Below are 21,268 nucleotides of genomic sequence, written 5' to 3'. Positions count from 1 at the left end.
TCAATTTAGTCGCTATCAGTTTATGATATTAATTTTGCTCCGCAAATTAAAACCTCATTGTTTGTGATCATAATCACCAGAAATTGGTCATTCAGAAGGTTTTTGCTAGCGAGATCATAAAACTTATTTTATTATACGAAAAAATGGCGTTTTAGAGATAAGATTCTCGTACTTTATGCAAGACAGAATCAGTGTTATTTTGGTATCTCTACAGATGATTCGCAGTAACTTCGCTCTGGAAAACAATCATAAAAACTAATTCATTTATTATTTTTCAGTTAGTTACTCTGATAATGACATCGATAAAACGCGACTTGCTGTATGTGACTCGTTATCTAATTCAGTGATACAAACTAAGTACCAGCCTGACTCATAGAGTCACCAGTTAGATAACGGGACAGAAAATGAATTCTCATCTATAAGGACTAGCTGACTATGTACGCGCTAAGTAACTGTAAAATCTATACCGGTAGTGATGTTCTTACCGATCATGCTGTCATCATCGACAATGACCAGATTCAATCAGTTGTACCAGTGACTCAACTACCAGAAGGTATTGAAGTAAAAGACCTGGACGGTGCTAATCTAAGCCCTGGTTTTATCGACCTACAGCTAAATGGCTGTGGTGGTGTGATGCTTAACGACGAAATCACACCAGAAACAATGCAGATCATGCATGAAGCTAACCTAAAGTCGGGTTGTACAAGCTTCCTACCTACCCTAATCACATCTTCAGACGAAGATATGCGTGCTGCTATCACTGCTGCTCGCGAGTACCACAACAAATACCAAAACCAATCGCTAGGTCTGCATCTTGAAGGTCCGTACCTTAACGTAGCGAAAAAAGGTATTCATAGCGTTGACTTCATCCGCCCTTCTGATGACGGTATGATCGATCTAATCTGTGCTAACGCAGACATCATCGCGAAAGTAACGCTTGCACCAGAACAAAATGATCCTGAGCACATTGCACGCTTGAAAGCAGCTGGCATTGTTGTTTCTATCGGTCACACGAATGCAACTTATGCAGAAGCTCGCCAAGGTTTCGATGCAGGCATCACATTCGCAACTCACCTATTCAACGCGATGACACCGATGGTTGGCCGTGAACCAGGTGTAGTTGGTGCGATTTATGACACCCCTGAAGTCTACGCTGGTATCATCGCTGATGGTTTCCACGTTGATTACGCAAACATCCGAATCGCTCATAAAATCAAAGGCGAAAAGCTTGTTTTGGTGACGGATGCCACAGCTCCAGCAGGTGCTAACATTGATCACTTTATTTTTGTCGGTAAGAAAGTATATTACCGAGATGGTAAGTGTGTTGATGAAAATGGCACACTAGGCGGCTCAGCTCTGACTATGATTGAAGCAGTTCAGAATTCAGTTGAGCACGCAGGCATCGCTTTAGAAGAAGCTCTACGAATGGCTACGCTTTACCCAGCAACCGCAATCGGTGTTGAGGAGCGTCTTGGCCGAGTTCGAAAAGGAATGGTAGCTAACCTGACCATTTTCGATCGTGACTTCAATGTAAAAGCGACGGTTGTTAACGGACAATACGAGCAAAATTAAGCATGAATGGCGGACAGATTGGTAATGTAGATTTAGTAAAACAGCTTAACAGTGCTGCGGTATACAGGCTGATTGACCAACAAGGTCCAATCTCCCGTATTCAAGTCGCGGATGTTAGTCAGCTCGCCCCAGCGAGTGTTACCAAAATAACCCGCCAACTATTAGAGCGCGGCTTGATCAAAGAAGTCGCGCAACAAGCTTCTACCGGTGGTCGTCGAGCCATCTCGTTGACCACTGAAGTAAAACCTTTTCACTCTATCGCTGTACGATTAGGTCGTGACTATGTGCAATTCTGTTTGTACGACCTAGGTGGAACGGCACTTGCAGAAGACCAGCACGAACTTCACTATACCAATCAAGCAGACCTTATCGCAGGTTTGATTGACTTGCTAAAGGACTTCGTGAGTCGCTGCCAAGATAAAATTGACCAACTGATTGCTATCGGTATCACACTGCCTGGTTTGGTGAACCCAACCACAGGCGTAGTGGAATACATGCCGAATACAGACATCGATAACCTTGCACTGGGTGAAATCATCCGTGAAAAGTTCAATACCGCTTGTTTTGTCGGTAACGATGTTCGTGGTATGGCATTGGCTGAACATTACTTTGGTGCAAGCCAAGATTGCCAAGACTCAATTCTTGTCAGTGTTCACCGTGGTACTGGTGCCGGCATCATTGTTAATGGTCAAGTATTCCTTGGCTTCAACCGTAACGTCGGTGAAATTGGTCACATCCAAATCGACCCACTTGGCGAGCAATGCCAATGTGGCAACTTTGGCTGTCTAGAAACGGTTGCAGCAAACCCAGCAATCGTACAACGCGTTAAAAAGCTTATTGCACAGGGCTATGAATCAAGCCTTACTCAACTAGAGCACATCACAATCGATGACGTTTGTACTCATGCGATGAACGGCGATGAACTTGCTAAGCAAAGCTTAGTGCGCGTAGGCAACCAACTTGGTAAAGCTATCGCAATTACGATTAACTTGTTTAACCCACAAAAAATCGTCATTGCCGGTGACATTACGGCGGCTGAAGAAATTGTTTTCCCAGCAATCCAGCGCAATGTTGAAAACCAATCTTTGAAGACTTTCCATAACGAACTTCCGATTGTTGCTTCTCATATTGATAAGCAACCAACAATGGGCGCATTCGCAATGATAAAGCGCGCCATGTTGAACGGAGTTTTGTTACAAAAGTTACTAGAAGACTAAGTTTATACAACCAATTGAGTTACAATCTCGGGCTGTGGTTTCACAGCCCGTTTTTGTATATCAGGAATATAGCTCAATAGTATGGAAATTATTCTAATTACAACGGCGTTTCTCGCCGGCTTCATCGCTCTAAAATGTAACCTTCCGCCCTTGGTTGGTTTCCTACTCGCAGGCTTCGGTCTTCACGCGTTTGGCTACCAAAGTAATGACGTCATTGTCACGCTTGCTGATCTTGGTGTGACCTTGCTGCTTTTCACTATTGGTCTAAAGTTGGACGTAAAAACGCTACTTTCCAAAGAGATTTGGGGTGGCGCAACCGCGCACAATATTCTTTCTACCCTTTTCTTTGCGCTGGTTCTCGTTGGTCTAAAACTGCTCGGTTTGTCATCACTGGCCACTATGGAACACAGCCAGATTCTGTTGTTGGCTTTCGCTCTGTCTTTTTCTAGTACTGTCTTCGCGGTAAAAACCCTGCAAGAAAAAGGTGAGATGAATGCGACTTACGGCACCCTAGCAATTGGTATTCTGGTCATGCAGGATATTTTTGCTGTGGTCTTCCTTACCGCTTCAACAGGTAAAATTCCGGAGTGGTATGCGATAGGTTTGTTTGCACTCCCTCTTATCCGCCCATTGTTCTACAAACTCCTAGATAAAGTAGGTCACGGCGAGATGCTGGTTCTATTTGGTATCTTCTTTGCGCTCGTCGTCGGGGCTGGTTTGTTTGAACTCGTCGGTATGAAGCCAGATTTAGGCGCGCTGATTTTAGGCATGTTACTAGCTGGGCATCGTAAAGCATCAGAGTTATCAAAATCGCTCTTTAATATGAAAGAGCTCTTCCTCGTGTGCTTCTTCCTCAATATTGGTTTGTCAGCATCATTGAGCTTCACTGGTGTGGGTCTTGCGCTGCTATTCATCTTGTTGCTACCGATCAAAGGTCTGCTGTATTTCCTTACTATCAACCACTTTAAGTTCCGTGTTCGGACTTCATTACTGACGTCTCTTTCTCTTTTCAACTACAGTGAATTTGGGTTGATTGTCGGTGGACTGGCTTACAAGATGGGCTGGATGCCTAGTGACATGCTAGCGGCTATCGCTGTGGCTGTTTCGATTTCATTTATCATCTCAGCACCGTTAAATCGTCTTGGTCACCAAATCTACCAACACTCGGGCAAATGGTTACAAGAAACGGCGGCAGAGAAATTGAACCAACGAGATCAATTAATCAATCCAGGGCATGCCCAAGTATTGATCCTAGGTATGGGTCGAATTGGCACCGGTGCTTACGACGAATTACGATCTCGCTATGGCAAAGTTTCTCTTGGTGTTGAAGTAAGAGAAGAAGCTGCGCATAAACACCGCTCTGAAGGTCGCAACGTTATTTCAGGCGATGCAACAGACCCTGACTTTTGGGAACGCATTTTAGATACAGCAAACGTAAAGTTGGTCCTATTGGCGATGCCACACCACCAAGGTAACCAAACCGCGCTTGAACAGCTTCAAAGCCGAAACTATAAAGGGCAAATAGCAGCAATTGCCGAATACCCAGATCAACTTGAAGGCTTACTAGAGACTGGGGTCGACGCCGCATTCAACATCTATAGCGAAGCTGGTAGTGGTTTCGCACGCCATGTTTGCGAGCAACTTCAACCTCAATTTACACCGATGATATAAGCATCAAACGTAACTATCCTTATTGAGCCCTCTTCTAATAAGAGGGCTTTTTTGTGCATTTTTTAAACCAAACCTTGATCGCATTCACCATATCAAGGTTATTTTTAAACAATATCTAATCATCAAGCCTTTTTATCATTTTTTTCATCATCAAACGTTGCTTTTTTTACTAAGAATGGCAAATTGAACCCATACCGATTAAAAATTGTTTAGTTTAAAAAGGATGTTGTATGTGTTCAGTATTTGGCATTTTAGACATTAAGAGCGATGCAGCAGCATTGCGCCCTATCGCACTTGAGATGTCGAAAAAGCTTCGTCACCGCGGTCCAGACTGGTCTGGTATTTACTCATCAGAACGCGCGATTCTTGCGCATGAACGTTTGGCGATCGTTGGTCTAAATAGTGGTGCTCAACCACTATACAGCCCTGATAAAAAACTCATCCTTGCTGTAAACGGTGAAATCTACAACCACAAAGAAATTCGTGCTCGCTACGAAGGTAAATACGAATTCCAAACTGACTCAGACTGTGAAGTTATCCTAGCGCTATACCAAGACATGGGTGCAGACCTTCTTGAAGAACTAAACGGTATTTTTGCGTTCGTACTTTACGATGAAGAAAAAGACGAGTACTTAGTAGGTCGTGACCACATTGGTATCATTCCTCTTTACCAAGGTTATGATGAACATGGTAACTACTACGTTGCATCAGAAATGAAAGCACTGGTTCCAGTATGTAAGACCGTGAGCGAGTTCCCTCCGGGTTGTCACTACGGCAGTGCAGATGCAGAACCTCAACGTTACTACATTCGTGACTGGAATGAGTACGCAGCAGTACAAGGCAACAGCACAAGCAAAGAAGAACTTACAGAAGCTTTAGAAGCTGCGGTAAAACGCCAACTAATGACTGACGTGCCATATGGCGTACTTCTTTCTGGTGGTCTGGATTCATCGATTACATCTGCTGTAGCAAAACGATTTGCAGCAATGCGTATTGAAGACGACGAAAAGTCTGAAGCTTGGTGGCCACAGCTGCACTCTTTCGCTGTAGGTCTAGAAGGAGCACCAGATCTGAAAGCCGCTCGCGAAGTTGCAGAACAAATTGGTACGGTTCACCATGAAATGACGTACACCATCCAAGAAGGCTTGGACGCGATTCGTGACGTGATTTACCACATTGAAACATATGACGTAACGACTATCCGCGCTTCAACACCTATGTTCCTAATGGGTCGTAAGATCAAAGCAATGGGAATCAAAATGGTACTTTCTGGTGAAGGCGCTGATGAAATCTTCGGTGGCTACTTATACTTCCATAAAGCGCCAAACGCGCAAGAGTTCCACGAAGAGACCGTACGTAAGCTTCTAGCTCTGAACATGTTTGACTGTGCACGTGCAAACAAATCGCTAGCGGCATGGGGTGTTGAAGGTCGTGTACCATTCCTAGATAAGGAGTTCATTGACGTAGCAATGCGTTTGAACCCTGCCGATAAGATGTGTGGCAACGGTAAGATGGAGAAGCACATTTTACGTGAGTGCTTCGAACACTACCTACCGGAGTCGATTGCATGGCGTCAGAAGGAACAGTTCTCTGATGGTGTTGGTTACAGCTGGATTGATACGCTAAAAGAAGTCGCAGAGCAAAAAGTAACAGATCAGCAAATGGAGACGGCTCAATTCCGCTTCCCTTACAACACACCTACAACTAAAGAAGGTTATGTATACCGCGAGATCTTTGAAGAGTTGTTCCCTCTACCATCAGCTGCGGAATGTGTTCCTGGTGGCCCATCAGTCGCGTGTTCTTCAGCGAAAGCGATTGAATGGGATGAGTCATTCCAAAACTGTGTTGACCCATCAGGTCGTGCCGTTCAAACCGTACACAACGATGCATACTAATCGTATCACGTGTTAAATAGGGCTGAGTCACCAGCCCTTGAACACTGGTAAGTTAACACGATCAAAAAGAGGTGCATTACGCACCTCTTTTTGATCTTTCAATGAGTTGGTTTACATAAATTCCAAATCATTATTGTCAATGCTGACAGGCACTCGCTTAGAGAGCATTTGAACCAACATAATCGAACGCTTTTCACCATCTTGTTCGTGATAAATCGCATCAATACCAGCAAACTGTCCGTTCATAACACGAACATGATCGCCTGGTTTCGGCATACATTCTGGGCTTGTCGGCTCCTCAGCACACTTTTCAATCTGCTTTAGTTCATAAACAAGATCACCTTGAATCTCTTTTGGTTGTGCTCCGAAGCGTACGAAGTCAACGACACCTCGAGTGGAACGTACCGATGTAAAATTCGGTCCTTGTTCATAATCAAATCGAGAAAAAACATAGCAAGGGAATAATGGTTCTTCGACCTTTTGTCGCTTGCCGCGTAAGATCTTTTCGACCTCCACAGTTGGGTAAAAACACTCTACTCCTTGGTTTTCAAGGTGTTGCTTCGCCCTAACTTGCTCTCCTCGTTTACAATACAATAAATACCAACGTTTCATTTTATTACTAGCCAATTATATTTTTATTTCATCCTAGCATTAAGCCTAGAACGAGTCATGGGTATTCAAGAAACCTATCAGTAAGCCTCTTAAACATAACATGCATAACTTACACTTTTTCGAAGCATTAAGAAAATAAGTCTATAGGCAAAAATGGAAAGTAAGTTTGTAACACGAACGATTCGCCGATTAAAACCCCACAAAATCAACGCGGAGCCATCATTTAATAAGGCAAATGAATCGTCACATAAAATTTTATTGTTTGTAAGTCATCAAAATGACATGTATACGTAGATTTCTTTAAAAAATGTAATAACTACTATTAGAAGAGCTTATGTCAAACCAACATCAATACTTTGGTCACCCACGTGGCTTGTTCTTATTGTTCGGTACTGAACTTTGGGAACGCTTTTCTTACTACGCAATGCGCGCCATTCTAGTACTGTATTTAACTGACACAACAATGAACGGTGGCCTTGGCTGGTCGACTAAAGATGCCCTAGACCTATACGGCATCTATACTGGACTTGTCTACATTACTCCTCTCATCGGTGGTTACCTTGCGGATAACTACTTAGGTCAACGCCGTTCTATCTTGATTGGTGGCGCGTTGATGGCAATCGGTCAATTTACACTAGCAATGCCTGCTGACGCCCTAGGTCTTGGTGCTCTACACACATTCTATTTAGGTCTTGCTCTACTTATCTGTGGTAACGGTCTATTTAAGCCAAACATCTCTACAATGGTTGGTGACTTGTATCAAGAAGGTGACAACCGTCGTGATGGTGCTTTCACTATCTTCTACATGGGTATTAACCTTGGTGCATTAATCGCTGGTGTTGTTTCTGGCTCTGTAACAACTGAATTCGGTTGGAAAGCGGGTTTCGTGGCTGCTGGTATCGGTATGCTTATCAGTCTAGTCATGCAGATGACGTTTGCTCAAGCATGGCTTGGTGATATTGGTCGTGTTCCAGCTGCAAAACGTGATCTAGCGATTAAAAAATCTTCTCAAAAAGAACCGTTAACAAAAGAAGAAACGGATCGCATCAAAGTAATCCTAGTGATGAGCCTATTCACTATCGTATTCTGGGCAGGCTTTGAACAAGCTGGCGGTCTAATGAACATCTACACTCAGCAATACACAGATCGAATGATCGGTGGCTTTGAAGTGCCTGCTGCGTGGTTCCAATCACTAAACCCATTCTTCATCATCACGCTAGCACCTGTACTAGCCGTGCTATGGGTGAAACTAGGTAAACGTGAGCCAAACTCACCAGTGAAATTTGCTTTAGCGATGTTCTTCCTAGCGCTTGGTTTCCTATGTATGGTTGGTGCGGTTATTGAGCAAGGCGGTGACACTACAGTTAAGACATCCATGTTGTGGCTTGTTGGTGCATTCTTCTTCCATACTCTGGGCGAATTGTGTCTATCTCCGATTGGTCTGTCTCTTGTTACTAAACTGGCTCCGCTGCGTCTTGCTTCACTAATGATGGGTGCATGGTTTGGCTGTAATGCAATTGCAAACTACGTTGCTGGTTATGTGGGCTCTCACGTTGGTGAGCTAGGTGCACTGGCTATCTTCAGCGGTATTGCAGTAACAGCGATGGTTTCTGGTGTCATTCTTCTGTTGTTCTCTAACACGCTTGTTCGTTGGATGCACGGTGCTGAAAACACACATAGCACAGCAGAACAAATTGAAGAGCAGCAAACTCAAGTTGCTTAATATATAAAGTGCAAATAAAAACAAAGGGTCGCAATTGCGACCCTTTTTGTATTCAAAGCTCTAAGTGAAAGAATGTAGGACACAGACGCTTTACAACTTTGAGCGAACCAAATCCACCATCATCTCGATGTGTAACTCGTTGTCATTTAAACACGGAATGTAGCTAAAGCTCTCACCACCAGCTTCTAAGTAAATTTCACGGCACTCTTCTGAGATCTCTTCCAGTGTCTCTAAGCAGTCAGCAGAAAAAGCTGGCGTTACGATATTCAGCTTTTTTTTACCTTGGCTGGGTAGGACTTCTAATGTCTTGTCCGTGTATGGTTGTAACCATTCTTCGCGACCAAATCGAGACTGGTAGGTCATACCAATTTGATCCTCATTCAAACCAAGGGCCTCACCAAGCAAGCGAGTTGTCTCGGCACAATGTTGAGGATAAATATCACCATTGTCCGCGTATCGCTTCGGAATACCATGGTAAGAACATAGCAAGTAATCACCCTTACCATTTGCTTCCCAATGCTCGCGTACCGACTGAGCTAAAGCTTCAATGTATTTAGGGTGATTGTGGTAATCGCGAATAAAACTAAACTCTGGCATCACAGGCATATTCTTAAATGCCTTTGTCATCCCGTCAGAAACTGCAGCTGTCGTTGTTCCTGAGTATTGAGGGTAAAGCGGCAAAACGATCACTTGTTCAACGCCTTGGGCTAATAGCGCCTCAAAACCGGTTTGCAAGCTAGGATTGCCATATGTCATTCCTAGCTCTACTGGCATGTCTAAAGCTGTGCTCAGCTTCTTTGCCTGGCGTTTTGAATACACCATGAGAGGTGATCCCTCTTCCATCCACACCGACTCATACAACTTGGCAACTTTTGGAGAACGAACTGGAAGAATGATGCCATGCAAAATCGGGCACCAGAGCCACCGTGTCATATCAACAACACGATGATCATGAAGGAACTGACTTAGAAAGCGTTTAACGGCTGGCGGAGTTGGCTCATCAGGCGTCCCAAGGTTGACCAATAACACGCCCTGCTTCTTATTGTTGTTTTTCATAACATCCTATTCATGGTAAACGGCTTGATTTGTACGGCATATCTAAGAGAAAAGTTCATCGTACTAACAGGCAGAATAAAAAAAGCGACCCAAAGGTCGCTTTTAAATATATCAAAATATTAAATTTTGCCGTTAGCAAATTATGCTAGCGCTTTCTCAATATCTGCGCTTACTTCTGCAACTTGCTTAGTGCCGTCGAATTTAAGGTACTTAGTGTTGCCAGCTTCTGCTTCTTTGCCGTAGTAGTTGATCAGTGGTGCAGTTTGCTCGTGGTAGACGCCTAGACGTGCGCGTACTGTTTCTTCTTTGTCGTCATCACGAACAACAAGATCTTCACCAGTTACGTCATCTTTACCTTCCACTTTTGGTGGGTTGTAAACAACGTGGTAAGTACGACCAGAAGGAAGGTGAGCACGACGACCAGCCATACGCTCAACAATCACATCATCAGCTACGTCAAATTCAATCACGTAATCTACGTCAACGCCCATTTCTTTTAGGCCATCAGCTTGAGGGATAGTGCGAGGGAAACCATCTAGTAGGAAACCTTTTTCGCAATCGTCTTGAGCAATACGCTCTTTGATTAGACCAAGGATGATTTCATCAGAAACTAGCTGACCAGCGTCGATAACAGCTTTAGCTTGTTTACCAAGCTCTGTACCTGCTTTGATAGCAGCACGAAGCATATCACCAGTAGAGATTTGTGGAATACCGTATTTATCCATGATGAAGTTTGCTTGTGTGCCTTTACCTGCACCTGGAGCACCTAGAAGAATGATGCGCATGATTTATCCTCTTTAATATTTAAGATTTATACCGAAGCTCACAATAGCTGGACTTCTAGGTATCACCCTCGAAGCACTGGCAACGATAAGTTTCGGTATAACGTTTAGGCGAGCCAAAATACACGCCTTATTACTCACATTCAAGTGTTGAGATTCTAACATAGGTTCACTGTGCAATGAGCAGATTAAGACTAAAGAATGTTAGCGATGCCAGCTTTCCTGTCTTATTGACTACTAACTCAACACTTAAAGTGTGAATCTATGCGTTTACAAACAAAAAGCTCGCATTTCGCGAGCTTTTTAGTGGTATTTAGTTATTAAACCTTAGTCAAAAGCTTATTGATGGCACCTAAGAATTGAGAAGGATCTTCCATCGAGCCACGCTCGGCTAACATTGCCTGACCCAGTAACACTTCTACCCAGCGACCAAACGCTTCGTCGTCTGCTTCATCCGCCATTCGCTTCACGAGCTCATGCTCAGGGTTGATTTCGAAGATGTATTTCACTTCTGGTACCGCTTGACCTGCTGCTTCAAGAAGCTTCGCCATTTGCGTCCCCATTTCGAAATCGTCCGTCACCACAACGGCAGGTGTTGTTGCAAGCTTGAAGGTTGTACGAACTTCTTTTACGCGGTCACCTAGGTAAGACTGAGTGCGCTCAACAACAGACTTAAACTCTTCTTCTGTTTCTTTCTGCTTTTCTTTTTCTGCTTCGTCTTCGAACTTGCTCAGATCCAGACCCGCTTTGGTGATCGATTGGAACTGCTTGCCGTCAAACTCTGTCAGGTAGTTCATCAACCACTCATCAATTCGATCGAACATCAAAATAACTTCAATGCCTTTCGCCTTAAATTGCTCTAGGTGCGGACTGTTCTTCGCCGCTGCGTAGCTGTCTGCTGTTAAGAAGTAAATCTTATCTTGACCTTCCTTCATGCGTTCAACATAAGCAGCCAAACCAACAGATTGCTCAGCTGAGTCCACTTCAGTAGATGCGAAGCGCAATAGACCGGCAACTTTCTCTTTGTTTGCCATGTCTTCAGCAGGACCTTCCTTCATCACCTGACCAAACTCTTTCCAGAATGATTGGTATTTCTCTTCGTCATTCTTCGCCATGCGCTCCAGCATTGTCAGTACACGCTTAGTACAAGCGTTACGCAATGACTGAGTCACTTTGTTGTCTTGAAGAATTTCACGAGAAACGTTCAGTGGCAGATCGTTCGAATCAATTAAGCCGCGGACGAAACGCAAGTAAGACGGCATAAACTGCTCTGCGTCATCCATGATGAATACACGTTGTACGTATAATTTCAGACCCGACTTGTGATCGCGGTTCATCATGTCCCAAGGTGCCTTCGCTGGAATGTAAAGCAAGCTTGTGTAATCGTTCTTGCCTTCTACGCGGTTATGACTCCAAGTTAGAGGATCTGCAAAGTCGTGAGAAACGTGTTTGTAGAACTCTTGGTATTCTGCTTCAGAGACGTCTGATTTGTTACGAGTCCAAAGTGCTTGAGCTTTGTTGATTTGCTCCCACTTCTTCTCACTTGTTTCGTTGCCTTCCTCATCGCGAACAGCAGTTTGGATAGAAACTGGAATACCGATATGGTCGGAGTATTTGCTGATCACGTCACGTAGACGCCATTCATTTAAGAACTCTTTCCCTTCTTCACGCATGTGAAGCACGATATCAGTACCACGAGATTCTTTCGTGATCGTCTCAATAGTGTATTCGCCTTCGCCCGCAGAATGCCATTGAACCGCTTCATCTGCAGAAATACCTGCGGCACGAGTGCGTACCGTCACAGCATCAGCAACAATGAATGCAGAATAGAAACCCACACCAAACTGACCAATAAGCTGAGAGTCTTTGCTCTGCTCATCGGATAATTTAGAGAAAAACTCTGCTGTACCTGATTTTGCAATGGTACCTAAATGTTCAATCACATCATCACGGCTCATACCGATGCCGTTATCAGAGATTGTTAGTGTATTAGCACTTTCGTCAAACGCCAGCTTAACACCCAGATCCGCGTTACCCTCATATAAATCTGGGTTAGATAGCGCTTGGAAACGAAGCTTATCTGATGCGTCAGACGCGTTTGAAATCAGCTCGCGTAGGAAAATCTCTTTGTTTGAGTAAAGAGAGTGAATCATCAGATGAAGTAGTTGTTTTACTTCTGATTGAAAGCCACGAGTTTCTTTGTTTTGTGATACGGTTTCGCTCATGTTTGCTCCATAACATCTAAACTAAAAAGACTTTTAATGACAAAGTCCTAACCGCCACCTTAAAAAAGCAGCATTACTAAGATGTCATTTAACATGTGGCTGACAAATGTAAATTCAAGGTCAATATTGCTAAAAACGGTGTTTTTTTAGAAAATTTTAATTATCCTACGTCCCTAAAAGCATCTAAAACGTAGCACATGTCTTTTTGCGCACGCCTTATTATGTGACGCAAATCACTTATAATTACAGAATCATCCATCTAAGAAGAACTAAATGACTAACATCGGCACCAAATTTCTGCTTGCTCAAAGATTTGTCTTTGACCCAAATAGTAATTCGCTCGCTGACCAACAAAATGGCAACGAAGTTGTACGATTAGGAAGCAACGAAAGCCGTATTCTACTCATGTTGGCAGAGAGACCCAATGAAGTGTTAACGCGTAACGAGCTTCACGAGTTCGTATGGCGGGAGCAGGGTTTTGAGGTGGATGACTCAAGCCTTACTCAAGCGATTTCCACTCTACGTAAAATGTTGAAAGACTCTACGAAGTCGCCTGAATTTGTAAAAACGGTGCCAAAGCGCGGTTACCAACTGATTTGTTCAGTTGAACGTTTAAGCCCACTATCTTCTGAAGCAGCACTCACCGATGTTGATGCTCAAGAGGAAGAAAATGAAGCTCCAGTCGTTGACCTAGAGCAATTCGCAGAGCCCACTGCTGAGACAAAAGCAGAAACAGCCGTCGAACAAGCACCGACAGCTCAACCATTAAAATCTGCACCTGCACAAAAGAACACAAACTGGTTATTCAGAATCATCGTGTTAGTTGCCCTGCTACTTCCTGTTGGCGTGTTAATGCTAACCAACCCTGCAGAATCACAATTTCGTCAAATTGGTGAATATCACAACGTGCCAGTGATGACACCGATCAACCACCCTCAATTAAACAATTGGCTGCCGTCCATTGAGCAATGCATTCAACGCTATGTTGAACACCATGCTGCTGAGTCTTCACCAGTCGAAGTCATTGCAACAGGTGGTCAAAACAATCAATTGATTCTGAACTACATTCACGACAGTGATCACTCATATGAGAATGTAACACTGCGTATTTTTGCTGGTCGTAACGACCCAACTGACATCTGCAATTAAGGGAGGCTGAAATGAAGATAAGAATAGCATCTGCGGTTTTAGCCGTATCCATCCTTTTTAGTGGTTGGTTGTACTGGGGTAGTGACCTTAAAGTTGAGCAAGTCCTTACGTCAAATGAGTGGCAATCAACCATGGTGACACTTATTACTGATAACTTGCCAGATGATACCGTAGGTCCGCTACGCAAAGTCAACGTTGAGTCGAATGTGAAGTACCTACCTAATGGTGACTATATTCGCGTGGCAAACATCAAGCTATTTGCACAGGGCTCAAACATCGAGTCTACGATCAATATCTCTGAAAAAGGTCGTTGGGAAGTCAGTGATAACTATTTGCTGGTCTCTCCTTCTGAGTTCAAAGACATCTCCGCATCACAATCTAAAGATTTTTCGGAGTCTCAACTTCGTCTTATCACTCAAATCTTTAAGCTAGATGCTGAACAGAGTCGTCGTATTGACGTCGTTAACGAAAAAACTCTACTACTGACTAGCCTGAATCACGGTTCTACGGTACTGTTTAGAAACTGATTTTGATTCGATAAGAAGGGGGCAAGATGCCCCCTTTATTTTGCATATGGATTGGCTAGACACCCTCACCCTCTTCTTCGGTTCCCTTGTCGCAAATACGCTTGCTTCACTCTCTGGCGGTGGTGCGGGATTACTGCAGTTTCCACTTCTTATCTTTCTTGGTCTTCCCTTTTCTGTCGCACTAGGTACGCATAAAGTCGCTTCAGTCGCACTCGGTTTAGGCGCAGCAAGCACACACCTTAAAGCCGGTACGATTAAACCAAAAGTCGCCCTCTATCTCATACTCACCGGCAGTATTGGCGTGGTGATTGGCGCTAATCTCATTGTACAAATCCCAGATGGCATTGCTGAAAAAATGCTTGGCGCGATGATCTTAGCTCTTGGTATTTACTCTCGATTTAAGAAAGAGCTCGGTCAAGCGGAAACTAAAACGCATCGTGACAGTGCCGGCTGGCTTATTGGTGGACTGGGTTTACTGCTGATTGGGATTGTAAACGGCTCACTCACAGCAGGTTCTGGGTTGCTTGTGACACTCTTTCTTGTCCGCTGGTTTGGTTACGATTACAAGCAAGCGGTAGCTTACACCATGATTTGTGTCGGTCTGTTTTGGAATGGCATTGGAGGTATTGCCGTTGTGCAAGCTGGTGCCCCTATTCATTGGGCTTGGTTACCTGTTTTATTATTCAGCTCATTTCTAGGTGGCAGCATAGGCGCATGGGCAGCAACTCGATACAGCAATCGCGTCATCAAAGTTGCCTTTGAAGTTCTCACCTTCGCCGTTGGAATCAAATTGCTCCTCTGACGTTTTAAAAAATTTGAAATTAAGGAATTCGGAAATGGATAAAGCCATCATTGACATTTATTACTGTCGCCAGTGCAATTGGATGCTACGTTCAACCTGGCTCTCACAAGAGCTATTACATACCTTTAGTGAAGAAATAAAAACGATGAGCTTACACCCAGATACGGGCGGTCGGTTCGAAATCTTTTGTAATGGCACCCAGATTTGGGAGCGTAAGAAAGATGGTGGCTTTCCTGAGGCGAAAGTCCTCAAACAACGCGTTAGAGACATCATCGACCCAGAACGCGATCTAGGACATTCAGACACAAAATAGGGAGCCATTCGCTCCCTTTATCTTTTCTTTACTCGCAAGGCTATTAAATCGTAGTTTGTGCTAGTACTTCGCCTTCTGGAGTTTGAACTGTTAGCGTATTACCTTCGAGTACACCATAACTGCGTGGTAAGCCATTTCTCGGGAACGTCATTGAGCCCGGATTGAAAATGATGACACCATCTTGCATCTCCGCCACAGGAACATGAGTATGACCATGGGCAATGATGTCGCCCTCACGCAACGGCGGTCGCTTTGTGGTGTTGTATAGGTGACCATGAGTCAAGAACATACGCTTACCAGACTCTAACAGAAGCCAAGCATACTCCGTCATCATTGGGAAATTTAACAGCATCTGATCCACTTCACTGTCGCAGTTACCGCGCACAGAGATAATGCGCTCACTGTATTGATTCAGCAATTCTGCCACTTGTGGTGGGTTATAGCCTTCTGGTATTGGATTTCTTGGTCCGTGATTAAGCGTATCGCCCAATAAGATTAGGTGCTCTGCACCAGAGGCTAAATAAAGCTTGATGGTTTCTTCTGTGGCTGGCAAAGAACCGTGCAAGTCTGAGGCAAAAAATAGTTTCACGACATCGTCTCCTCAAAATGTATGAGGGTATTCTACGGCATTCCTATAGAAGCTCAACCACAGTGAAACCTCTAATGACCACGCAACATTTCCACCAGCATCGGAACCAGGTAGAACCACGCGACATAACCAACGCCCACTAAGACAATCATCCAGAAAATGAGGGACAAGAACTTTGACTTAGCAAGATGGTTAAGTGGATCTGGCTCTCCGCAGCCAGGACAAGTATGAGCTCGTTTTGAAATTTGTTTCTCGCACACAGGACAAGCAACTAGCGGCATGACATGACATCCTCAATTATTTCTTTAATTCTCAAAGGATAAGCCTCAGATCGAGGATATGCAATGGCACTAATACGCTAATCTTCTTAGCTAGGCAAAATGTCGCTGACCTGAGAAATTATCTTTACCAGCAGCGCGCGAACCACACTCAAAACCGTCGCTATACTTCTTCCCGAGCCATACCATTGATAACAATATTGTTATAACTCACCATGCCAATGACCTCTCCATTTTCAATGACTGGCGCGCGGCTGATACCAAAACGCTCAAACAAACGCGCACAATATTTCACATTCATATTGGGGTCGACGGTTAACGCAGGTTTGGTCATGATTTCATAGATGTTGGTGCGTTGTGGTGAACGGTTTTTTGCCAACACTTTTTTCGCTATGTCGTTCATTAAGACGATGCCATATTCATCATCGTCATCACGCTTTTTCACCACCAGCGCTTTCACTTCACTCTTCCTCGCTAGCGTGATCCCTTCGTGAACCGTAATCAACCCATCGACAATGATGTATGTTGCCGCCATTACGTCTCTGACTCTAATCAGCTCATGACTACTCATAACTCATCCTCTACCACTTTAGTTAGCTTCTCGACTTGGTGTGCGACACCGACAGCATCCTCGACATCAATCTGCACGGCAATCCCTTGACCGGATTCCTGATCGAACTCTCCAACGTCACTGATGGTTTCTAAAATGTGTCTCGACAAATGCTCCTCTACAACAAATAACAGCACATCTTTTTGCACCTCCAAGGTTAATCCAAAGAAAGTTCGTTTCTGGTTTAAACCTTGTCCTCGGGCATTGTTGATCACCGTAGCCCCCGTTGCTCCTGCATCTCTTGCTGCATCGAGCACCTTGTCGGTTTTGCTGTCTTCAACAAAGGCCAAAATCAATTTAAAGCGCATTTTCTTTTTCCTCCGCGGTTCCTTTATTCAACCACTGGGTAATCTGGGCATAGCCCATCACAGAAATCATTGGAAACAGGCTGGCAAACGCTATCAAGCCAAAGCCATCTATCATTGGGTTTCGTCCTGGTACGGTTGAAGCTAACCCCAACCCAAGCGCGGTCACTAAAGGTACGGTCACCGTCGAGGTAGTAACACCGCCTGAATCGTAAGCCAAAGGTACAATCAACTTTGGCGCATAGAAGGTTTGAATCACCACTACGATGTAACCGGCGATAATGTAGTAGTGAATAGGATCACCAACGACAATCCGATAGCTGCCTAGAGCAATACCAACTGCCACCCCCAAAGCAACGGCAACGCGCAATCCATTCACACTAATACTGCCACCAGAAACCTGATTTGCCTTTATCGCCACTGCAATAAGAGAAGGCTCTGCGATTGTCGTGCTGAAACCGATAAAGAAAGCAAAGATATACACCCAGTAGTAGTCTACCCAACTTAAGGCTTGACCGATGGATACTTTAAACTCGCGTAGAAATGCAGGGGCAGTAAGCTGCGTTGCCATGGTTTCACCCAACGGAAACAGCGCCATTTCTAACCCAAGCAAAAACAGCGACAAACCGAGGATAACGTAGGCAAATCCAAGCAGGACTTTAGGCAGGTTAGAGATGGGACGTCGTAATACTGCAAGCTGGAAGCCAAAAATAATGGTCGCAATCGGGATCACGTCACTGATAGTAGAAACAAAGGTATCGAAGAAGTGCTCAAACGAAATCATGCCACCACCATCCCGTATACCATCACAAACATCATTGGTAGCAATGAGGCAAAGGCGATCAAACCAAACCCATCAATCATAGGGTTTCGCCCTTTGATCGCAGAAGCGAGCCCAACGCCAAGCGCTGTGACCAAAGGAACCGTAATTGTGGATGTCGTCACTCCTCCAGAATCATAAGCCACCCCAATGATTGATTCAGGCGCAAATCCCGTTAGTATCACAACGCCAATATAACCGCCTATGATCATGTACTGAATCGGCCAGCCCTTGAGAATTCGCAACACGCCGAGCACAATCGCTACACCTACCGACAAGGCAACCGTTAAGCGTAATCCATCTGCGTACTCTTCCATAGATTGTTCTGTATTGGCAATCATGCCCCCTTCAGCCGCAACTTCTGATGCTTCCTCTGCAACAGCGGTCAAGGCTGGTTCTGCAATGGTGGTACCAAAACCCAAGCAGAACGCAAAGATCAGTAACCAGAAAACGCTGCCTTTATTAGCAAACGCTTGTGCCATATTTTCCCCAATGGGAAACAAACCAAGCTCTAACCCAAAGATAAAGAAGGTTAAACCGAGAATAACCAGAAGAAGACCAAATAGAATAGAGACGAGATTAGGCAGCGGTTCCTGAAGTACGACCAACTGAAAAAAAGTGATGACAATAACAATAGGTAGCAAGTCACGAGCACTACTGAGCAACGCTCTAAATAGAGCAACAAATGCCTCCATACTCCCTCCTACCCACTGACTGTTATTTTCCTTTAAGTTCAGCATGACACAGTTTCCCTAAGCTAAGTGTGAGCTTTGCTAAAGGCTTGATAACATTTTGTTACATTCTTTCAAATTGTGAACTTTGCATCGCTTCCCAACAAAATGCTTCTAACTCCTTAGGAACTAATAATAAAATCGACACTGCAAGTCATTGATATGATCACGCTAGGCGTATAACGACTATAATGTTTGAATAGTTTTACCATCAAAGGGATGACATGAAGATACTACTGACCGGCGGCACAGGCTTTATTGGCTCAGAGCTACTTAAGTTACTGACCACTCACCAAGTCATTTTGCTTACGCGTAACCCAGAGCAAGCAAAACAACGACTTAATCATGCCGATGTCGGTAATATTGAATATCTCGACTCCCTTGATTCACTTGAAGATCTTAATGATGTTGATGCCGTGATTAACCTCGCAGGCGAACCGATCGCAGACAAGCGCTGGAGCAAGGAGCAGAAAGAGATCATTTGTAACAGCCGTTGGAAGGTTACCGAGCGTATTGTCGCACTGATCCACGCAAGTACAGAGCCACCATCGGTGTTCATCAGTGGATCTGCCGTTGGTTATTACGGCGACCAGCAAGACCATCCTTTTGATGAGTGCTTACACGTCAATAGCGAGGCGTTCGCTCACTCCGTTTGTGCTCGTTGGGAGCAGATAGCAAAACGTGCAGAATCCGAACAAACCCGAGTATGCTTGTTGCGTACTGGCGTTGTCCTTGGTCCAAATGGTGGCGCACTTGCCAAAATGATTTTGCCTTACAAACTAGGTTTAGGGGGACCATTGGGTAGCGGTAAACAATACATGCCATGGATCCATATTTTGGATATGGTTCGTGCCATTATGTACTTGCTTGAAACGCCACACGCTCATGGTGAATTCAACTTATGTGCTCCCCACCCTGTTAGCAATCGAATCTTTAGTGGCACACTGGCGAAAACGCTAAAACGTCCACATATTCTCTTCACCCCTAAATGGGTGATGAATATGGCGATGGGAGAATCCTCTTGCTTACTGTTTGATAGCATTCGCGCCAAACCGAAAAAGCTGACCGAATTGGGTTTTCAATTCAGCTACTCTCGCGTCGAACCTGCACTCAAGAACTTGCTTCAAGATCGAAGTTATTGAATCATAAGGCTCACTATACTTTCGTGAGCCCTCTAATATGAAAAAATCCATTCTTATCACCGGATGCTCCACTGGCATCGGCTACGTTTGTGCCCATGCTTTGAAAAAAGAGGGCTTCCACGTGATTGCCTCCTGTCGGCACGAACAAGATGTCGAACGCTTAACAAGCGAAGGACTAACCTGTATTCAATTGGATCTTAACGATTCTGAAAGCATCTCTTCGGGAGTCAAGCGAGCATTAACACTAGCCGACGGAAAGTTATATGCCGTATTCAATAACGGGGCATATGGTCAGCCTGGCGCGCTAGAAGACTTGCCGACAGAGGCGCTCCAAGCTCAGTTTCAAACCAACTTTTTTGGCTGGCATCAGTTAGTCAGAGAAGTACTGCCACATATGCGCAAACAGGGTGAAGGAAGAATCATCCAAAATAGCTCTGTGCTTGGGTTTGCAGCCATGAAATATCGTGGTGCCTATAATGCCTCTAAGTTCGCACTCGAAGGCTGGACCGACACACTACGTTTGGAATTGATGGACACCAACATCAAAATCGTACTGATAGAGCCGGGACCTATTGAAACCCAATTTAGACACAATGCATTAAAAGCCTTCGAGCGATGGATTGATGTCGAGAACAGCCCACACAAAGCCGCGTACGAAGGTCAGAAGCAGCGTCTAGATAACGACAAGTCGAACAATAGATTTGTGCTTCCTGCAGAATCTTGCATCGAGCCAGTGCTTCATGCGCTAACAAGCGATAAACCAAAAATCCGCTACCGCATTACAACGCCAACTAAAGTATTTGCCGTGTTAAAGCGCCTATTACCAACACGTATTCTTGATAAGATTCTGCGACAAGCAGCATAAAAACTTTTTATCACAATGTAATTTTACCGTAACAATGTGATGTCATTATGAGCATGTAGGTTAAGAAAGCCTCAATGTTCGAATCAATTTCTAAGTTAGTATCTTCATCTATCGAGCCTGAACACGATGTTGATACTCACTTTAGATTTGGTATCGCCACCCTTTCTGTTTTGTATTTACGCGAGACAATAATGACATTAAATCAGCTCAACTGGCTTAGTGTGGGTGTAGTGTTGACTGTGTTCATCCTATTTTGATACCTCACCCAGCACACAAAGATAATGTCTAACAAGACTCCCTAATTCGTGCTGGAATAGCCAAAGTTTTATAGCACTTTCGCTTGCTATCAGGATTACGCTGCTTCGGCAGCGTTTTTCCTTTCTA

The 21,268-nt window shown here is 44.3% G+C and carries 21 protein-coding genes; 11 read left to right on the top strand and 10 right to left on the bottom strand.

The window, feature by feature from the left end:
* Positions 1-435: 435 nt before the first annotated feature.
* The 4 genes from nagA (at position 436) to asnB (ending at position 6,355) form a co-directional block, all read left to right on the top strand.
* Positions 436-1,572 carry an N-acetylglucosamine-6-phosphate deacetylase gene (nagA, locus tag NL647_RS10425; RefSeq protein ID WP_005446394.1) on the top strand — a complete coding sequence of 379 codons (1,137 nt, stop codon included), beginning with the start codon at positions 436-438 and terminating at the stop codon, positions 1,570-1,572.
* Between the two features lie 2 nt (positions 1,573-1,574).
* The gene (locus tag NL647_RS10420; RefSeq protein WP_005446392.1) at positions 1,575-2,789 is read left to right on the top strand and encodes an ROK family protein; all 1,215 of its coding nucleotides are present in this window, start codon (positions 1,575-1,577) and stop codon (positions 2,787-2,789) included.
* Positions 2,790-2,870: 81 nt separating this feature from the next.
* Positions 2,871-4,460, top strand: a complete 1,590-nt coding sequence (locus tag NL647_RS10415; protein WP_253650122.1) for a cation:proton antiporter family protein — start codon at positions 2,871-2,873, stop codon at positions 4,458-4,460.
* Positions 4,461-4,690: 230 nt separating this feature from the next.
* Positions 4,691-6,355 (top strand): asparagine synthase B, encoded by a 1,665-nt coding sequence (asnB, locus tag NL647_RS10410; RefSeq protein ID WP_009698590.1) that lies wholly within the window; start codon positions 4,691-4,693, stop codon positions 6,353-6,355.
* A gap of 111 nt (positions 6,356-6,466) precedes the next feature.
* On the opposite strand, the gene rfaH is transcribed toward asnB, so the two are convergent.
* The gene (gene rfaH / locus NL647_RS10405; RefSeq protein ID WP_005446384.1) at positions 6,467-6,967 is read right to left on the bottom strand and encodes a transcription/translation regulatory transformer protein RfaH; all 501 of its coding nucleotides are present in this window, start codon (positions 6,965-6,967) and stop codon (positions 6,467-6,469) included.
* A gap of 334 nt (positions 6,968-7,301) precedes the next feature.
* On the opposite strand from rfaH, the gene NL647_RS10400 reads away from it, so the two are divergent.
* Positions 7,302-8,690 carry a peptide MFS transporter gene (locus NL647_RS10400; RefSeq protein ID WP_005446383.1) on the top strand — a complete coding sequence of 463 codons (1,389 nt, stop codon included), beginning with the start codon at positions 7,302-7,304 and terminating at the stop codon, positions 8,688-8,690.
* A 90-nt stretch (positions 8,691-8,780) separates the two neighbouring features.
* Here NL647_RS10400 and hemH read toward each other — a convergent pair whose 3' ends face one another.
* The 3 genes from hemH to htpG all read right to left on the bottom strand — a co-directional run bounded on the left by hemH (position 8,781) and on the right by htpG (position 12,753).
* On the bottom strand, positions 8,781-9,746 hold the full coding sequence (hemH, locus tag NL647_RS10395; RefSeq protein ID WP_017818948.1) for a ferrochelatase: 966 nt from the start codon (positions 9,744-9,746) through the stop codon (positions 8,781-8,783).
* A gap of 140 nt (positions 9,747-9,886) precedes the next feature.
* Entirely contained in the window at positions 9,887-10,531 is a 645-nt protein-coding gene (adk, locus tag NL647_RS10390; protein WP_005425498.1) for an adenylate kinase, read from the bottom strand.
* Between the two features lie 317 nt (positions 10,532-10,848).
* On the bottom strand, positions 10,849-12,753 hold the full coding sequence (gene htpG, locus NL647_RS10385) for a molecular chaperone HtpG (RefSeq protein ID WP_050908080.1): 1,905 nt from the start codon (positions 12,751-12,753) through the stop codon (positions 10,849-10,851).
* Positions 12,754-13,026: 273 nt separating this feature from the next.
* Between htpG and NL647_RS10380 the strand changes: the two genes are divergently transcribed.
* From NL647_RS10380 to NL647_RS10365, 4 genes are read left to right on the top strand one after another with little or no spacing between them, the layout of a single operon-like run.
* Positions 13,027-13,902, top strand: a complete 876-nt coding sequence (locus NL647_RS10380) for a transcriptional regulator (protein WP_005446380.1) — start codon at positions 13,027-13,029, stop codon at positions 13,900-13,902.
* 11 nt (positions 13,903-13,913) lie between these two features.
* Entirely contained in the window at positions 13,914-14,429 is a 516-nt protein-coding gene (toxS, locus tag NL647_RS10375) for a transmembrane regulator ToxS (protein ID WP_053049477.1), read from the top strand.
* A gap of 46 nt (positions 14,430-14,475) precedes the next feature.
* Positions 14,476-15,231: a sulfite exporter TauE/SafE family protein gene (locus NL647_RS10370; RefSeq protein WP_253650121.1), complete on the top strand. Its 756-nt coding sequence runs from the start codon at positions 14,476-14,478 to the stop codon at positions 15,229-15,231.
* A gap of 34 nt (positions 15,232-15,265) precedes the next feature.
* Positions 15,266-15,544: a SelT/SelW/SelH family protein gene (locus NL647_RS10365; RefSeq protein ID WP_005446375.1), complete on the top strand. Its 279-nt coding sequence runs from the start codon at positions 15,266-15,268 to the stop codon at positions 15,542-15,544.
* A gap of 43 nt (positions 15,545-15,587) precedes the next feature.
* On the opposite strand, the gene yfcE is transcribed toward NL647_RS10365, so the two are convergent.
* From yfcE to NL647_RS10335, 6 genes are all read right to left on the bottom strand, one after another.
* A complete protein-coding gene (yfcE, locus tag NL647_RS10360; protein WP_005446373.1) occupies positions 15,588-16,133 on the bottom strand; it encodes a phosphodiesterase in 546 nt (181 codons plus the stop codon).
* Between the two features lie 71 nt (positions 16,134-16,204).
* Positions 16,205-16,414 (bottom strand): hypothetical protein, encoded by a 210-nt coding sequence (locus NL647_RS10355; RefSeq protein ID WP_009698596.1) that lies wholly within the window; start codon positions 16,412-16,414, stop codon positions 16,205-16,207.
* Between the two features lie 160 nt (positions 16,415-16,574).
* A complete protein-coding gene (locus tag NL647_RS10350; protein ID WP_009698597.1) occupies positions 16,575-16,982 on the bottom strand; it encodes a CBS domain-containing protein in 408 nt (135 codons plus the stop codon).
* Entirely contained in the window at positions 16,979-17,329 is a 351-nt protein-coding gene (locus tag NL647_RS10345) for a P-II family nitrogen regulator (RefSeq protein WP_005451557.1), read from the bottom strand. Before NL647_RS10345 ends, NL647_RS10350 begins: the two co-directional genes overlap by 4 nt.
* Positions 17,319-18,110 carry a DUF1538 domain-containing protein gene (locus NL647_RS10340; RefSeq protein WP_005451556.1) on the bottom strand — a complete coding sequence of 264 codons (792 nt, stop codon included), beginning with the start codon at positions 18,108-18,110 and terminating at the stop codon, positions 17,319-17,321. Before NL647_RS10340 ends, NL647_RS10345 begins: the two co-directional genes overlap by 11 nt.
* The gene (locus tag NL647_RS10335) at positions 18,107-18,841 is read right to left on the bottom strand and encodes a DUF1538 domain-containing protein (RefSeq protein WP_005451555.1); all 735 of its coding nucleotides are present in this window, start codon (positions 18,839-18,841) and stop codon (positions 18,107-18,109) included. The genes NL647_RS10340 and NL647_RS10335 overlap by 4 nt, the downstream gene beginning before the upstream one ends.
* 260 nt (positions 18,842-19,101) lie before the next feature.
* Between NL647_RS10335 and NL647_RS10330 the strand changes: the two genes are divergently transcribed.
* Entirely contained in the window at positions 19,102-20,019 is a 918-nt protein-coding gene (locus tag NL647_RS10330; protein WP_005451554.1) for a TIGR01777 family oxidoreductase, read from the top strand.
* A gap of 37 nt (positions 20,020-20,056) precedes the next feature.
* Positions 20,057-20,884, top strand: a complete 828-nt coding sequence (locus NL647_RS10325; protein WP_253650120.1) for an SDR family oxidoreductase — start codon at positions 20,057-20,059, stop codon at positions 20,882-20,884.
* Positions 20,885-21,268: the final 384 nt, after the last annotated feature.

It is taken from the genome of Vibrio sp. Y29_XK_CS5 (assembly GCF_024181835.1).
Classification (GTDB): Bacteria; Pseudomonadota; Gammaproteobacteria; order Enterobacterales; family Vibrionaceae; genus Vibrio; species Vibrio harveyi.
The sequence above is the reverse complement of the archived record's forward strand: the minus strand, read 5'-3'. Positions and strand labels throughout refer to the sequence as shown.

What these genes read in the sequence shown, in the direction of transcription:
- adk (WP_005425498.1), bottom strand. Translation starts at nt 10,531, where the DNA reads ATGCGCATCATTCTTCTAGGTGCTCCAGGTGCAGGTAAAGGCACACAA.
- NL647_RS10380 (WP_005446380.1), top strand. Translation starts at nt 13,027, where the DNA reads ATGACTAACATCGGCACCAAATTTCTGCTTGCTCAAAGATTTGTCTTT.
- toxS (WP_053049477.1), top strand. Translation starts at nt 13,914, where the DNA reads ATGAAGATAAGAATAGCATCTGCGGTTTTAGCCGTATCCATCCTTTTT.
- nagA (WP_005446394.1), top strand. Translation starts at nt 436, where the DNA reads ATGTACGCGCTAAGTAACTGTAAAATCTATACCGGTAGTGATGTTCTT.
- NL647_RS10365 (WP_005446375.1), top strand. Translation starts at nt 15,266, where the DNA reads ATGGATAAAGCCATCATTGACATTTATTACTGTCGCCAGTGCAATTGG.
- NL647_RS10415 (WP_253650122.1), top strand. Translation starts at nt 2,871, where the DNA reads ATGGAAATTATTCTAATTACAACGGCGTTTCTCGCCGGCTTCATCGCT.
- NL647_RS10335 (WP_005451555.1), bottom strand. Translation starts at nt 18,841, where the DNA reads ATGGAGGCATTTGTTGCTCTATTTAGAGCGTTGCTCAGTAGTGCTCGT.
- NL647_RS10340 (WP_005451556.1), bottom strand. Translation starts at nt 18,110, where the DNA reads ATGATTTCGTTTGAGCACTTCTTCGATACCTTTGTTTCTACTATCAGT.
- NL647_RS10370 (WP_253650121.1), top strand. Translation starts at nt 14,476, where the DNA reads ATGGATTGGCTAGACACCCTCACCCTCTTCTTCGGTTCCCTTGTCGCA.
- NL647_RS10400 (WP_005446383.1), top strand. Translation starts at nt 7,302, where the DNA reads ATGTCAAACCAACATCAATACTTTGGTCACCCACGTGGCTTGTTCTTA.
- NL647_RS10355 (WP_009698596.1), bottom strand. Translation starts at nt 16,414, where the DNA reads ATGCCGCTAGTTGCTTGTCCTGTGTGCGAGAAACAAATTTCAAAACGA.
- htpG (WP_050908080.1), bottom strand. Translation starts at nt 12,753, where the DNA reads ATGAGCGAAACCGTATCACAAAACAAAGAAACTCGTGGCTTTCAATCA.
- hemH (WP_017818948.1), bottom strand. Translation starts at nt 9,746, where the DNA reads ATGAAAAACAACAATAAGAAGCAGGGCGTGTTATTGGTCAACCTTGGG.
- NL647_RS10325 (WP_253650120.1), top strand. Translation starts at nt 20,057, where the DNA reads ATGAAAAAATCCATTCTTATCACCGGATGCTCCACTGGCATCGGCTAC.
- NL647_RS10350 (WP_009698597.1), bottom strand. Translation starts at nt 16,982, where the DNA reads ATGAGTAGTCATGAGCTGATTAGAGTCAGAGACGTAATGGCGGCAACA.
- asnB (WP_009698590.1), top strand. Translation starts at nt 4,691, where the DNA reads ATGTGTTCAGTATTTGGCATTTTAGACATTAAGAGCGATGCAGCAGCA.
- NL647_RS10330 (WP_005451554.1), top strand. Translation starts at nt 19,102, where the DNA reads ATGAAGATACTACTGACCGGCGGCACAGGCTTTATTGGCTCAGAGCTA.
- NL647_RS10420 (WP_005446392.1), top strand. Translation starts at nt 1,575, where the DNA reads ATGAATGGCGGACAGATTGGTAATGTAGATTTAGTAAAACAGCTTAAC.
- rfaH (WP_005446384.1), bottom strand. Translation starts at nt 6,967, where the DNA reads ATGAAACGTTGGTATTTATTGTATTGTAAACGAGGAGAGCAAGTTAGG.
- NL647_RS10345 (WP_005451557.1), bottom strand. Translation starts at nt 17,329, where the DNA reads ATGCGCTTTAAATTGATTTTGGCCTTTGTTGAAGACAGCAAAACCGAC.